This window comes from Pseudoalteromonas sp. PPB1 (genome assembly GCF_015356275.1).
GTDB classification, from domain to species: domain Bacteria; phylum Pseudomonadota; class Gammaproteobacteria; order Enterobacterales; family Alteromonadaceae; genus Pseudoalteromonas; species Pseudoalteromonas rubra_D.
The window spans coordinates 41,321-57,931 of record NZ_JACEQV010000024.1; the positions used below are offsets into that span (position 1 = coordinate 41,321).

Genomic DNA, 16,611 nt, shown 5'->3' on the forward strand with positions numbered 1-16,611 from the left:
GTTTTTGTTTCACTATTTTTGCTTTTGTGGCTACCTGAGCGCCACTCTATATCCTGTCAATCGGATGTATTTACCGGATACCCCGGTGCACACTTAAATCAAAATTAACTCGTCGTCGGCGTTATCTTCCACGCCAAGGCCATCAATAACGGCTCCAAGCTGCTCAGGTGTTGAGGCAGCAAAGACATCCGCAAACGATATTTCAACTTCAAATTCCGAGTTGATACGCTTAATCACCGACACCACCAACAATGAGTTACCTCCGCAAGCAAGAAACCCACTTTGTGGCGTGATCACGTCTGAGCCGAGCAGCTCACGGTATAGCTCGCAGCACCACTTGACCGTTGCTGAATACTTAGACCAGTCTATCTCACAGACCGGACTTTCAAGCGACTGAGCCTGTTGCTGCAATGCGTTACGATCCTGTTTGCCAGACAGCGTCTTAGGCATAGTATCTATCAGCTGAATATGCGCCGGCACCATGTATGGTGGTAAGTACTCACCTGCCCTCTGATAAGCAAGATTGAGGTCCATGAACATCCCATTTGTCACAACGAAAGACACTATCTGCTTGCCAGCGGGCAGCTCAACCACAATCGAACAGGATTCGACAATACCGTCACAACGGAGCAACACATTATCAATTTCATCTAGTTCTATGCGAAATCCATTGAGCTTAACCTGGTTATCAATACGGCCAAGGTAGGCATATTGCCCCTGGCCCATATCACGCACCAGATCGCCCGTTTTATAGCTCAGGCTACCGTGTAAAGTGACGAATTTTTCGGCTGTCAGGTCCTCCCGGTCCCAATAACCTCGTGCCAATCCGGCACCGCTTAAATACAATTCGCCACTGAATAAAGGCGGCATCAACCGGCCTGACTGATCGGCCACAAAAGCCTGCGTGCCTGTCAGTGGCGCTCCAATTAGCATAGGTTCAGACTGTTCTTTCGGTACCTGATAATAGGTAGAATAGGTGGTGTCCTCACTCGGACCATACAAGTTGACCACCCGACACTTTGGCTGCTGCTCATAGAGTGTGGTTGCCAGTTCAGGGGGCAAAGGCTCTCCAGCCAGGTTGACCACTTTCACAGTGTCACTCAGAGGCTGGTGTTTCAGCACTTCTTTGAGTACTGAAGGCACGGTATTAAGCAGAGTAATCGGCAATTCAGATGCATCATCCAGCAATTGCAGTGCGTTGTTCGCAAAGTGCAACTGCCCGCCAAGACTCCAGGTAATAAAAATCTCAAACACGGATAAGTCAAAGCAAACAGATGTACCACCGTAAACCAGAGCCAGCTCCGCCGGTGTGTAGTAAGCTTTGGCCCACTGATGCAACGCCAGTACGCCGCCATGACGAACCATAACGCCTTTGGGCTTTCCGGTTGATCCTGATGTATAGATCAGATGGGAGAGATCGGACTCAGTAACACGCACTAACGTGCGCAGGGCCTGTCCAGTCGATGAGGTAAGCATGGACTGCTCAACCAGGGTAAATTGCTCAGACTGATACTGTGTCTTACTGTCACAAATCACCAACTTGGGCTGAGTATCTTGCAAAATGTATTCTGTTCGTGACTCAGGGTAGTCCGGATCCAGTGGCACATAAACTCCTCCCGCAAGCCAGATCCCCAGCAGCGTAATAGGCAGTCCAGCATGGCGTCCCATCAGCACCGCAACACGGTCGCCTTTTACAATTCCCCGGTGCTGCAGGCTGGCTGCTATGCTCTGCGCCTGCTCAGCGACTTCCTGATAGGTATAGCGCTCAGCCTGACATGACAATGCAAAACTACGAGGCTGCATCAGCGCCCTGGTCAGAATCACATCAGCAATGTTATGCACATAGTCAGGTGCCAGCGTATCACCTGCCATCATCCCCTGATATAAAGCTACTTCACCTAACGTCAAAGTATCTGCAGAGACAAACTGCTCAGCAACCAGGCTAATTGTATCAGCCAATGCACGTTGCATCTGTGCACTGTATGCATTAGCTCTGTATTCGAGCGTTAAGTGGGTGCTGTCGGTACCTTTACGAATGCTAATCCCCAGATCAACCTTCACTTCACTATTACGCCCTGTTTCAAACGGAGGTTCTCCGCCTGCCAGGAAACTAAACATGACACCCGGCGCCCCCTCTGGTGCAGCCTGTTGCAGTGCTCTTTGCGCCAGAACACGATCAATGGGAGCAGCCTGATGACACAGATCGTCAGTGATCCGGGATTGCCAGTTTTGTAAATAACTGGAGATGCTACTCTGTTCATCCCAATGAGCATAAAGTAAAACGGTGTTAGCAAAATACCCAACACTGTTGCGGTCTTCAGCAAACTGACGATTTGCAGCCGGCGTTAGCACACTGGCGTAAGTCGTCTGATTTAGACGTCCCAACACATAAGTCACAATAGCGGACCAAAAGGTAAATTCACTGATCTCCAGCTGTTGAGCCAGACGCGTCACTGCTGTGCTGAGTTCAGGGGAGAATGTAGTATCCAGATATGCCGCGGGGCGGGCGTTATCCGGCGTGCTCAGGTAGCTTACCCCGGTAAACTCTGGTAATCCTGCAAGTCTGTCTGACCAGTAATGCAACTGAGTAGCTAGCAATGCCTGGTAGTCGTCACTTTGTTGCCATTTCGCTTGCCGTATAAAGCCCGTATCCCGATGTAAAGACTCACCCTGTAGCACGCGGGAAAGCGCATTAATCAGTGGCGCAGCGGACTGTCCGTCAATCGCAATATGGTGCACATTCAAACACAACCAGCGCGTACCATTATCCACATCAACCAGCTGTATATCGGAAACACACTGGCTCAGGTCAATACGTGCACTGTTAGCTGTATGCCTAAACTCCTGCCACTGTTGCTGGCTCATACGAGTATGATTCAGTGCAACCTCATGACTTGGTAGTGCCGTTTGCGTAACACCATTTGCAGATTCCGAAAGGCACAAACGCAGTGAAGGGTATGCGTCTAGCAACGCTGTGACACACGCCAAAATATGTGCCGTGCTGTATGTTGTATCCACTGGAACAAATAAAGGGACGTTATAGGCACTGTCAGGATGTTTGGCCATTGCCAGATACAGACTCTCCTGCTGGGCAGTCAATCGTAAAGCGGCACCCTCTTCAAAGTCATCGATGCCCACCGGGTACACTGCCACAGCCTGACTCGTTAACGCCTCTAGCGCACAGGCCAAGGTGGCTACGGTGAGATTTTGCATCAGCGTAGTCAGAGGAACATCTTGCTCCAACTGCTCGCTGAGCGCCGCATGAACCTTCAACATTAGCAACGAGTTACCGCCTAATTGATAAAAGTGTGACTGTGCAAAAACCTGTTCAACACCCAGTACCTCCTTCCAGATGGATACCACACAGCACTCTGTCGGTGTCATCTGACGATCGCTTTGCTGGGTGTTAGCCTGCCACTGAGCGTAAATGTCAGTGAGTCGTTTGCGATCCGCTTTACCGGACGCAGTTAAAGGAAGTGCGGGTAACTGGATTAGCGTGCCTGGTTGCATATAACCAGGTAGCAGATTAGCCAACGGGTGCAGCAATTGTGCCGCCCCGTCCGGCTGTACAGGCAAATTGGGGGCAACCACGAAGCTTACCAGGATCTGGCTATTCCCCTGAGTTATTGCCAGTGTCAGTGCTGACTCCACCGGCTCCAGCGTTTGTAACGCTCTATCAATGGCATCTAGCTCAATACGGTAGCCGTTCACTTTGACCTGATGATCCTTACGCCCGACAAAACGCAGCAACCCTTCGCTGTCAAAGTAACCGAAATCACCGGTTCTGTAGGCCCGACCGTCTCCTGTGGGTAGCGACAGGGTAATAAACTTATCCTGATTCAATGCCATTTCCAGATAGCCTTTAGCCAGACCGTAACCTGACGTCACTATCTCACCTACACAGCCATGGGGGAGTATCTGCCTGTGTGCATCCATAACATAAACAGCAGTCCCCTGAATGGCCTTACCTACGGGTAATGCTTCATCTGCTGGCCAATCTCTTGGGATCCGATAACAGGTCGTGAAGGTCGTATTTTCAGTTGGTCCATAACCATTGATAATGTCAATCTGCGGGTTGACTGCATAAACTTTCTGAACATGAGCAGGCGAAACGACGTCGCCACCGACCAGCAATTGTTTAAGGTGTTTAAACACACTGGGGTCGATGTCTACCAGGGTATGAAATAGCGCAGCTGTTAGCCATGCGGTACACACGCCATTGGTTTCACTGTAGGTGTTTAATAATGCGTCATTGAGCTGCGGCTCTGTCAGCAAATGCAAGCAACCGCCATTCAGTAAAGGCCCCCAGAACTCAAGGGTGAAAGCATCAAACGTCTGAGCCGCTGCACACAACATCTGGGTGTGTGTATTCAGCTGCATGAAGTCCGGCGCGCACACCAGTCGTGTCACCCCTTGATGCACACATTCAATTCCCTTGGGCTTGCCTGTAGTCCCGGACGAGAAGTTAATATAAATTGGGTCATTTCCGGAACGCTCTGGCAGAGGCTGCACCGCGGTGGTCTGTGCAAGCACCTCAGATATTTGATGTGCCGTAAAGGCCCCTTCCCGAGGTAAATCAACCAGACAATGGCTTATTTTTGCCAGCGCCGCTAGTTCGGACAAGCGCTCTGAGGGGTCTTCTGCCGACATAGGTACATACACGCCTCCGGCCATCACAATACCGATAATAGCAGGTACCAGACTGTGCTCACGTGCCATACAGATACCCACGCGCTCACCGGGTTTAACCTGCTGAGCAACTAAATAATGTGCCACCTGACTGCTTTGCTGCCACAGTGCTTGATAGGTCATTGACATGGTACCGGCTCTGAGGGCGATAGCCTCCGGGTGCTGTGCAACCTGCTTTGCAAAGACCGTGATCACGTCAGGGTAGTTTGCCTGAGGTACAGACTTTGGCAGCTCCCGGCAATACGCATTTTCGAGTTGCGCAACGAACATGTGCTGTAACTGTTCGATAGTTGACAAGCTCAGAGTGTGATTATCAAACTCCCAGTGCATCACGAGCGTGTCATCCTGCTCCGTAACGGACACACTCAATGGGAACTTGGCACTGACACCCGATGTATCCCTTCGCGATGTGGTTAGCTGGTCTAATTCAGCTGATAGCTGTAAACCAGTTTGCCAGGAAAACACCAGCTGTTGCAGAGGGTGGCTTGTTCCGGCCATCTGCAGCCCAAGTTCGGGTAAGATTGCCCGATAGTCACATGCCGGGGCATCTAAATCGCGCAGCAGAGACTGATAAAAGGGCTGTGCTGCCAGGCTGGTATCTAACCTGACTGGCACGACAGAAGCCAGATAGCCGACCACTGACTGCCATTGAGCGTCCTGACGATTGGCCAGGGGAACACTGATCACTAAATCCTGCTCACCCAGGTACCTTGCAACCGTCTGACCCCATTGTTGTAATGTATAGCTGAATAGGCTCACATCATGGGATTGAGCAGCCTCTTTCAGCAACCGGGTATGCTCAGCCGAGACAGTCACCCGATGGCGACGAGGTCCCGATGTATTTGTCCGGCCAAAGCTGTGTAACGTCACAGGGTCGTAACCTGCTAACCGACTTTGCCAGTAATGTTGATCCAAATCACCTTGTGTACTGGCATCCACATAGTCATAAAAATCAATACTCTGACTGCGGCCTATTCCCGAGTTATATGACTCAGCGACGCTTTGCCAAAGCACATCAAGCGACACGCCATCGGTGACAATATGTGGCGTATTCATCAGTAGTACATGGTGCTCGTCCGTCAGCTTTATAAGGTGCACGGTTAATAAAGGGTCCGAACTGAGATCAAACACTCTATGCTGCTCGCGGTGTAGCAAGGCAACACAGTCTGATTCTGTCCCTTGATGAAGCTCAACCTGCCAGTCAAGCTGTGGTCTGGGCACCATACAAATAGCATCGCCACGTTGTTCAAACACACTGTGCAGCGCCTGCCTGTGCAGATATTCATATTTAAATGCACTGCACAATCTGCGGGTATTCAGTGACCCTTTGAGGTCATAACACAAGGGTATATTGTAATGTGCGGCCTGTTTTTGCACGTACAAAGGCCACAACTGCATCTGCCGTGCATCCAGCTGTGCAGCTGTGATATTGCGTTTAAAAATGGCTTCTTTGGTGTGGTTAAACGTCAACTTGCGAGCAGCTAGCTCATCACATAACTGCTGCAAAACGGGGTTCTGCATCACATCAATAAAGCTGACCTCAAAACCAAGTTGTTGTGATAACTGGTGAGATACTTTCAGCGCCAGAAGAGACGTCCCTCCCAGCTGCATAAAGTGATCGTAAAGCGTGACATCGACGCAACCCAGAATATCACACCAAACCTGGGCAACAGTGGCTTGCAGTGCAGAAAACCCGGTATGACTTGTCTGAGTTCGTGTTGTCAGCCATTGCTGATAAATACGCTTCAGCGCACGACGGTCCGCTTTACCATTGGCCGTCACAGGCAAGGCCGGTATAGCCAATATGGCATTTGGCAGCATGTAGGATGGCAAAGCAGTACTGATGTCTGGTTTATACTCATTGACAAGCCGCGCGACCTCATCTGCATCGAAGCACATAGTCTCTGCGTCCAGAACCAGGAAACTAATCAACTGCTGTTGAGTTTGCTGCTTATATGCGATTGTCTGTGCCTGCTGGACTCCTCGTTGCTCAGCCAGCACTCGATCAATGGCATCCAGCTCCACCCGGAATCCATTCACTTTAAGCTGGCCATCGCGGCGTCCCATAAAGTGCACGTCTCCCTGAACATCGATAAAGCCCAGATCGCCGGTTTTGTAGATACGAGTGCGTATACCCTGCTCTTCAAGGTAAGCGAATCGCCCGGTATTTTGGGCGCTATCCAGATAGCCCGTTGCCAGCCCTAGTCCCGCAGCGGCAATTTCCCCCACACAACCGTCCGGCAAACGCATTCCCCGATTATTGAGTACATACACTGCCCCCCCCTGAATAGGCTGCCCGACAGGCAAGCTTGCTTGTTGTGGCCAGTCTCTGGGAATGTGAAAGCAACAAGTGAAAGTAGTATTTTCCGTTGGGCCATAACCATTGATAATGCTCAGCTCACTATGTTCACGGTAAGCACGCTGAACATGCGCAGGAGACACAACATCCCCACCAACCAGGAGCGTCTTAAGGCCTTTAAATGCACTCACGTCAATGTCTACCAAGGTGTTAAATAAGGCCGAAGTCAGCCAGGCTGTATTAACACCCAGTGTCTGGATTTGGTAGCTCAACTCAGCATTGTCGATCTGTCCAGCCTGACGAAAACTGACCTGACCACCGTTGAGTAGCGGCCCCCAGAATTCCAAAGTAAAAGCATCAAAGGCCAGTGGTGCTGAACACAGCATGGTAGTAGCGGCATCTAAACGCATAAAGTTCGGCTGATCCACCAGGCGTAATACTCCCTGATGACAGCATTCAATGCCTTTGGGTTCGCCCGTAGTGCCAGATGAAAAGTTTATGTATAACGGCGCAGGACCATCAAGTTGAGCAACTAACACAGGCTGAGCCGACGGCTCAAGTAAGGCTGAGATAGGGTGATTGTGAATGATATGCACAATTGGTTGTTCGGCGTGAACATGATGTGTTATCTCACACAGCTCAATTAGGCTCACTAACCGTTCATCAGGATCTGACATATCCAATGGCACGTAAACAGCACCCGCTTTCACAATCCCCAGCAAGGCAATCGCCTGCTCAAGTCCGTGGGCAAGGGTGATCCCTACCCGGGTGCCAGCAGTAACGCCCGCGGCCTGCAAATGAGCACATACGTTATTCGACAGCTCATCCAGCTGTGTGTAAGTCAGTGTTTGTGTGCCCTGCCTGAGGGCAATGGCATTGGCGTTTTCAGCAGCGACCGTTGCAAAACGGCGATTCAGGTCTGCTTTCAGTGGTTCATCAAACGATACATCCAGTGCTTTAACATGAGATGTCTCCAGCAGCTTGGCCTTAAACAACTCATCCAATAGCTCGATAGTCTGCGCGGAAATACGTGTCGTATCAAACTCCCACCTCAGCGCAGTCTCATCACCATTTTGGCACGCCGTGAGTGATACCGGGAACTTAGCACGAGATAGCATCACCTCCTGTTTGGACACTGTCGTATCAGTGAATGCGTCCAGCGATAACAAGCTCTCCTGCCACGAAAACACGACCTCCTGAAGCGGATTGTGCCCCTCTGTAACCGCTAAAGCCAGGTCAGACACCAGCTGATTAATATCCACATCAGTGTGATCAAACAAACTTGTTAAGTCTTGTTTTAGCTGAGTAAAACGCTGATCCCGAGTTAAATTGCCACACCGCATCCGGATCGGCAACATAGTGACCATAAAACCGACGACTTCAGCAAACTGGGCGTCCAGGCGATTGGCAAAAGGCGTACTAATAACAACATCGTCTTTGCCCGTATACTGAGCAATACTCTGACCAAACACGCTCAGGGCAGCACAAAATACAGAGCATTCGTACTGCTCTGCAAGTTTCCGCAATGCCTCAGTCTGTTGTGCGGATAAAGTCGAGTGAACAACGTATTGCCCAGTCTGTTGTGGCACTGAGACACTATGCAGGCTAAACGGTTCATAACCCTGTAATACATCGCGCCACACAGCATTGTCTGCACGAGTGACCTGTTGGGCAAGATACGCTTTGAAGCCAGACTGAGGTGCCGGCTTATCCAGCCCTTCGTAACGAGCCACAATATCCGCCCATAATTTGTTCATCGACCAGCCATCACTCACAATGTGCGGCATATTAAGTAACACGGTATGCGTATTTGTGTCTTGCTTTAGAATTTTTGCGACAAACAAGGGATCAGTGCATAACCCAAACACTCGCTGACACTCCAGCGTAATGTGCTCCTGTTGTGTCTCGGGTGTCACCCTGATGGTCTGGGCACACCACTGAGAAGTGGAGTGGCTGGCAAACCATACTTGCTCGCCATCTTGCACAAACCTGCCGTGGAGCGCATCGTGCTGCTCATAAACATCTTTTAGTACCTGCTCCAGCCTGGCCGTGTCCAACGGACCATCTACGGCGATGGCAAATACAATGTTGTAATCCGGACTCAGTGTCGGATCCTGGTAGATTGGCCAAAGCCCCTGCTGTTGCGCTGACAAGGCAACGCCACGGTTAACCTCATCCATGGACTCATTGAACCTAGGTTGCTCCGGCTGACTCGCTTGCAACAGCTTCGCCATATCCATTAATAACGGTGCTGCCAGCAACCGAGAAAACGCAATACTGTGCCCCAGCTTCTGCTCGATCCGATTTTTTACTTTCAGTGCCAAAATAGAATTACCACCGAGTTTAAAAAAGTGCGCTCTAGGATGTAGGGCAACGTCTCCCAGCTCTACACGCCACATATCGGCCAGTTCAGATTGCGCCGGCGTAAGGCTGACAAGCTCGGCATTTTGGCGCTCGGTATGGGCATAATAATGCTGCTCCAGGGCACGTTTATCGACCTTACCATTTGAGGTGACAGGCAAGGTATCCATGCCCAGAATACTGTTCGGTGTCAGGTGAGGAGGAAGCTGTGCAGAAACAGCCGACAATAGCGCATCTTCATCCATATCAACAGTCTGACCAGAGACAAAACTGACTAAAAATCCCGTGCCATTTGCTTTAATAACCAAGGTTTCAACAGTGTGCGTTCCGGTCAGTTGGGCGACACAGTGATTGACAGCCTCCAATTCAACTCGTTGGCCGTTCACTTTAACCTGTTGATCGCGTCGCCCCAGAAATTGCAGAGTATGTTGCGCATCAAAGTAGCCCAAGTCACCGGTACGATAAGCCCGTACTGTGTCTCCGGCAATGTTTAACTCGATAAACTTGCCTGCGTTTAACGCGTTGTCCAGATAGCCAAGTGCCAACCCAGCACCAGTTGTCACTATTTCACCCGTAAAACCTGGCGGCAGGATCTGACCTTGCGGATCACAAATCACAACCTGAGTACCATTTAGCGGCCTGCCAATCGGCAATTTACTCCCTGCCGCAACACTTCTGGGGATCAAAAAGCAACTGGTCATCGTGGTATTTTCGGTCGGCCCATAGGCATTGATAACCTGAATATTTTCATTGCTGGCATACAAAGAGGCTACGTGTCCGGCACTGACGACATCCCCTCCCACCAGGAGTTGAGTTATCCCCTCAAATGCCCCAACATTAATATCGACTAATGTATTAAACAATGCTGAGGTCAGTAAGGCAGTATTGACCTGGGTCTCGGCTGCCAGTTGGCGTAAACCCTGCGTGTCTAAGGTGCCGTTTTCTTTCAGAACCAGAGTGCCCCCATTGAGCAGCCCACCCCACAGCTCAAACGTAAATGCATCGAAAGCAATACTGGAAGTACAGAGCATGATAGTGTCGCTGCTCAATGACATATAATTGGGGTTCAGCACCATCCGGGTAATGCCCTGATGCGGGCATACAATGCCTTTTGGCTCCCCAGTGGTTCCCGATGAAAAATTGATGTAGGCCGCAGCGGTAGGCGCAATGAGAGGATCAGTGTAATCGACGGCACCGGCTGCGATTATCTCCGACACCGACGCGAGCGTAATGTCGGTATAATCCTGCTGTGCACTGAAGCACATATCACAGTGTGCCAGGCGCATCATCTTTAAGTTTTGCTCAGGCGTGTTCCTCAGCGATAAGGGGACGTATACACATCCCGCTTTGATGATACCGAGTACGGCAATGATCAGTTCCAAGTCGTGAGGTAAGGCCACAGCTATCGGCGCCCCAAGACCGTATCCCTGTACTTGAAGGTAAGCAGCAATGGCACTACTGTGTTTATCTAACTCAATATAACTGAGTGAGTGTAATTCATGTCGCACAGCTGTTTTATCACCATATTGTGCGACAACCTGACTGAACTGTTCTGGCAGTGTGACGGTCACCCCAGGGTCTGCTGGAATGGCTGTCTGATCTAGAAAACTCAGTGCACCGTTTTGCGCTATCAGCTGCTCAAAACGAGATTGCAGCACCTGAATGGTTGATTTTGATAATAACTGGGTATCAAACTCCCAGTCCATCTGATACTGCTCACCCACTTTGTACATGGTTAGGGCAATCGGGAACTTGCTCGCAGCCCTACTGTCATTGCGCCGAGATACGTTAACGGCAGCGAAATCGTCAGCTTCCAGTAAACCAGACTTCCAGGAAAAAACGGCTTGCTGAAGAGGATGAATACCTCCCTGACTGGCTAGTCCTAGTTGCTCACTGAGTGCAGCCAAATCAAACTCTGCGCAGGCCATTGCCTGCTTTATGGCTTTATCCTGTTCGTCAACATGCTGCCATATCGATTGAGACGCGGTGCGAAAACGCAATGGCAACATTGCCACAAATTGACCAATCGTTGCTCTTGTCTGGCGCTGTGTTCGGTTAGCGTAAGGGGTACTTATTACCACCTCTTGCTCACCAACATACTGTGCCAGAGTGTGAGCAAAAACATGAATTGCAGCAGTGAATACTGACACTTTGTGCTCACTGGCCATCGTCTCCAGCTGAGAGCTCAGTTTGTTATCTAAGGCCAGTTGACAGTTAAACGCGTTGTCCCTGGCAGGCTCCGCAAAGGAGTGCAATGCAAAAGGCTGATACCCACTCAGATACTGCTGCCAGAATGCGTTGTCTTCGACTTTTTGAGTTGCCAGATAAGCAAAGTAATCTGATTGATCAGGGCCAGGCCTATAATTATTTTCATACCTTTGGATGAACTCACGCCAAAGCAGGTTCATAGCAACACCATCCATTATGATATGGGGTGCATTGAGCTGAACCAGCATTTTCTCGGATCCAGAGCGGACAATCTGGACACGAAACAAAGGGCCTGAAAACAGATCAAAAATATGGGCCATCTCAGTTGAAATGTACTCAGCAAAATCATCCTCAGATGCTTCAACCTCAGTCACACACCAGTTCGGGTCAACGGCCGCAGACATAACCACGTCATTGTGCTGATAGCGAAATACGCTGTGCAGCACATCATGTGCCAGATAAATATCACGAAATACCGCTTTGAGTTTGTCCAGATCCACCCTTCCTGACAACTCTAGCACCAAAGGTACATTGTATGCGGGCGTTTTATCCGGGTCCTGATAAATGGGCCAGAAAGAATACTGACTGGCAGAAATTGGGACATCTCCCTGTGCATGCTCAGGTGACTGAAAAGGTGCCAACGGTGCATTCTCTTCGAGCGCTTGCCAAATGGCCATTGGCGTCTCATATTCAAACACCAGATTATCTGGAACATACAAAGCACACTCATCTTCGAGTCGTTCGACTAGCGTGATCACATCAACAGAGTCGGCACCGGCTTCAAAAAAGTTCTCTTGCCAGCCCAGAGGCTGCCCAAGCACCTGCACAAAAAAAGACAAAAAATGCGCCTGAGCTTCATTAAGTTGTGTTGTCATGATCACACCTCCTTGTTCAATGGCATGGTGATCATCACGGTCTCATTCACCCTAAACGGCGCATCAGGTAACGCGTAGCTGACCTCTACAGTATTCGTCTGCTTATCAACTTGTTGAGATACATAGTCCAACTCTATTGGCAAAGACAAGTGCCCGTTGATCACAGACGCTTTACCAAGTGCATAGTTAGACAGGCTGGAGACAGGCAATTTTACCTTGAGGTAAAGATCATTGTCTTTGAGTATTCTGACCACTTTTTTACCCTGCTGTACAACTTCTCTAGGGCTGGACAAGCGTTCAAGTACGACACCGTCGAACGGCGCTATAAATTGCTTTCTTTTGATAGCACTGCGCATTTGTGCGATGTCTACAGAGTTGCGCGTGCGCTGAATTTCGCTGTTAATGACTGAAAGTTCTTTTTCAGATAACAGATCTTCACTCAGTGCCTTTCTTTCATGCATCTGCTTATAATTAGCAAAGATCGTACGATTGATCGCCAGCTGATCTTGTGTAAGCACTTCCAATTGCTGATATGCTTTTAACTGAGCCTGCTCCAGGGACGTATCAAGGCGGAACACCGTATCACCTTTTTTAAACTTAGCGCCCTCATCTAACACCATCTCCAATGTTCCGAAAAGCTCCACAGACAAAACATAATTATGTTTAGAGTAGACCTGTGCAGGGAAACGACTCTGTTTTAGTTCTGACGCGCACGCAGCACCGACTGCATGGCAAAGCAGTGCCATGACCACCAAATATTTCATCTAAGCAGCTCCTTGATACTCGTTTTGATGTTTTTCTTGTTGTTCGATTTCAGGGGATTTATTTGAGCTACAGCCAAATTGGGCCATAAAAGCAGGAACGACTGTAAAAATACTGAGTAAATTAAACGCCATTCCGCCAATAATAATTGCGGCGATTCCCTTGTAAAGCTGTCCCGCTTCCGACGGGAATAGTAATAACGGCACCATCCCGGCAATGGTTGTCAAAGAGCTTATCAATACTGCTCGTTTCCTTTGCGCAATGGCCTGCAATATAGCCTGTGATTGCGCCAACCCAGACTCTGCCAGACGAGCAGCCGTGTCGACCAGCAAAATTGAGTTATTTGCAACCGTGCCAAGCATAATGATAAACCCGATCACACTCAGTACATCGAGTCGGATCCCAGTCATCACTTCAAGTAAAATGATGGCTATCACCCCTCCGAGTAACGGCGTAATAAGACTCGCAAGCACATACAAGCCGGCTTTATAGTTTTTTAGGGTGAACGTGACGATTGCAAACAGGGATAAAGCCACAAACAAAAACATACCGCTGAGTGCCTGCTTAGCTTTCGTGATGCTCGCAGCACTGCCTTCTAATTCAAACCGTCCCTTGTCACCAAATAACGCCGTTAACTCAGGCGCAATATGTTGTTCAATTTGGCTCATTACGTCACTGACAGACAGGGCTTTATCGGTGATCCCAATATTGAGTTCAATGGCATAGCTGCTATTAAAGCGAACTTGTGACGGAATGACTTGTGTCTGCTCGAACGCCAAAAGTTCACCTATATAGGTCTGCCGCCCGGCCTGTGTGACATAAGGCACATTGGCATATTCACTTAAAGACTGTCCCTCACCGAGGGTCATATAAACGTTGATGGCCTCGCCATTCATTGACCAGGTTTCAAGATAATTTGACTGAGTTAATGATTTAAATAACTGTTTAAGCTCGACTTCGCTGACACCAATGAAACTGGCGTTGTCGAATTTAGGGATAATTTTATAAACACTCTTTTGTGCCGTTAAATCGGGTTTGAAACGCAGTGATACGCCAGATAAGTGTTTATTAAATAGTGCTTTAATATTGTCCTGATTGGCCGCCAGCCACTGTTTATCATGCGCATGCAGATATATCTTTAGATTGTTTTTTGCTTCAATTCCACCGAATAAATTGCCATGGATTGTGATGACATTATAGTTTGCAAATGCATCTGGTAACTCAGCCTTCAATTTCGCCAATGTCTGAGGCAATTGTTCATTGTCCTCAAGGCGCAAACCTACGGTAACAAGCCGACCCAGACTAATCACATAATAGTTTTTAATATCCCCATCAACTAATTGAGGAATAAGGCGATTTAATGGCTCAACAAGCTCTTCTTTGACTTTTTCCTTAGACTCCGTATTTTTAAGCGGAATATAAACATCAATTGCATCACGCTTAATATCAGGTAAATAGCCCAAAGAGGGCAGCAACATTATTGCCGATGAAAGAAAAACCACTGTAGATACAACTATCACCGCCAATCTGGCGGGTATGTTATTTAAAACCAAATGCGTCAACTTACCAGCAACAAAAGAACGACCCTTTTGGCCTGCTTCGTCGGACATAAAAGCGTGCACAAACACAGGCACAATCAGAATGGTCAATGCCAGAGAAATAAGTAGCCCAGATACAAACGCCAGTGACAAACCAGAAAATAACTGCCCTTCTGCTCCTTCACTAAAGATAATGGGTAAAAACACCACGACAGACGTCACCGTAGACGCTAATAAAGCAGGGATCATGGTCGATATCGCATTAAAAATTGCTTGCGGAGACTGTTTGAGTGCGTGTGGCTGTCTGTCGAGATACTCAATTAAAATCAGGACACCATCTACAAACATACCTATCGCGAAAGTGATCCCGGCCAAAGAGATAACATTGATTGAAACATCGAACAGATAAAGGACACCAAGGACCCCCATAATCGATAACAGGGTGATAAGGCTGCTCAACAGAGTTGGTATTACCCTGCGAAAAAAGATAAACGACACCAGCAAAGACAAAGCAAATCCCAGTGAAATGGCTTCTACCATCATCCACACTGCTCGCTTGATAAACAGGCCAGTATCAAAGGTGATTTCATAATTTAACGCAACCACATCGAGTGCAGTGGTATTAAGCGCAAGCTGTTCGTCAACTGCGTTTTGAATGGTCAACAGATCAGCCTGCTTCTGACGTAAAACACGTACCAGGATCCCCGATTGCCCGTTAAATCGAGTCATCCATTTTGAAGGTGTAGCTTCAACTGAGACATTGGCGATTTGATTGAGACGAATAACAGTCCCCAGTTTGGTTGCCAGAGTTGCATTTTGTAATGCACTGATTGAGTCAACACTTTGATAGCTTGCTGTGTATAAATACGCATCTTGTTCGAATGTGCCCGTTGAATCCTGCAAGAGTGTTCGAACACGTGACTGTACATCTCCAAGAGTTAACCCAAATGCCGTTAGCTGCTCAGGTTTAAGCCGGATAACAACTCGCTGCTCGAGGTTAGGAAACAGTTCTGCCTTTTCCACTCCCGAAATACTGACTAGCTGTTTTTTAGCGATGTCTTTTATTAACTGAGTCTGAGCCTGAGTGAATTGACCATTTTCTGAAGTAAAGAAGTAGCTGCCGACAACTTGATTCGACACATTGTTACCGCCTTGATGAAACCTTAATGGAGCAACATAGGTTGGAAATGCTCGCACCCCAGACAACAAAGTGCGCATCTTTTGCTCTGTAGTTTCAAGATTAGTTCCGTATTCAAACTGAACTTCGAACCTGACACTTTCATCACTAAACGTAACTTTTATAGTTTCAAGCGTATTAAGTTTACTGTTGAGCACTTTTTCATAAGGCTCAACGATATTGGCCAGTAAAAATGCTTCACTGGCATTAGGCCATTTCACTGAAAAAGAGATCCTGGGAGGCTCAACATCTGGCAACAACTGAACTTTGTTTTTATAGGCACCAATTAAACCGAAGAGGAATATGGACACGCAAGTAACAAAGAGCAATGTTCTGGAATAAAGATAACTACTTAACACTACAAGTCCATCTACACTACATTCACTTAACGCAAAAAAAGTATCATGAGAAAAACAAATGTCAATAAAATAGAGCTAGGATACACAACTGGACAAACCTTGCATTATCAAAAATAGAAACAAAACACCACAAAATTAACTTAATAAACATAAATAAAACAAAAAAAGCCAAGTTTAGCAATAATGATATTCAAGCTGGCGCTCAGAAAAGCGCTATCCATTCCCTGAGATGTAAAAAATATAGCACTTTAAATTCTTTAAAGTCACCAGCTCATTTACAAAGATTAATGAGGTATGTTTTAAAGCATCGAGTGTGCTTTCACTCTGGTCGGTGAGTTTGCTA

General features: G+C 48.1%; 3 protein-coding genes. All 3 read right to left on the reverse strand.

The window, feature by feature from the left end; all coding sequences use genetic code 11:
* Positions 1–93: 93 nt before the first annotated feature.
* From IY568_RS19660 to IY568_RS19670, 3 genes are read right to left on the reverse strand one after another with little or no spacing between them, the layout of a single operon-like run.
* Positions 94–12,432: a non-ribosomal peptide synthetase gene (locus tag IY568_RS19660; RefSeq protein ID WP_194868468.1), complete on the reverse strand. Its 12,339-nt coding sequence runs from the start codon at positions 12,430–12,432 to the stop codon at positions 94–96.
* A gap of 2 nt (positions 12,433–12,434) precedes the next feature.
* Positions 12,435–13,196 carry an efflux RND transporter periplasmic adaptor subunit gene (locus IY568_RS19665; RefSeq protein ID WP_194868469.1) on the reverse strand — a complete coding sequence of 254 codons (762 nt, stop codon included), beginning with the start codon at positions 13,194–13,196 and terminating at the stop codon, positions 12,435–12,437.
* Positions 13,197–16,268 carry an efflux RND transporter permease subunit gene (locus tag IY568_RS19670; RefSeq protein WP_323744764.1) on the reverse strand — a complete coding sequence of 1,024 codons (3,072 nt, stop codon included), beginning with the start codon at positions 16,266–16,268 and terminating at the stop codon, positions 13,197–13,199.
* Between the last annotated feature and the right edge of the window lie 343 nt (positions 16,269–16,611).

Excerpts from the sequence above, each read along its gene's own strand:
- IY568_RS19660 (WP_194868468.1), bottom strand. The coding sequence starts at position 12,432 with ATGACAACACAACTTAATGAAGCTCAGGCGCATTTTTTGTCTTTTTTT.
- IY568_RS19665 (WP_194868469.1), bottom strand. The coding sequence starts at position 13,196 with ATGAAATATTTGGTGGTCATGGCACTGCTTTGCCATGCAGTCGGTGCT.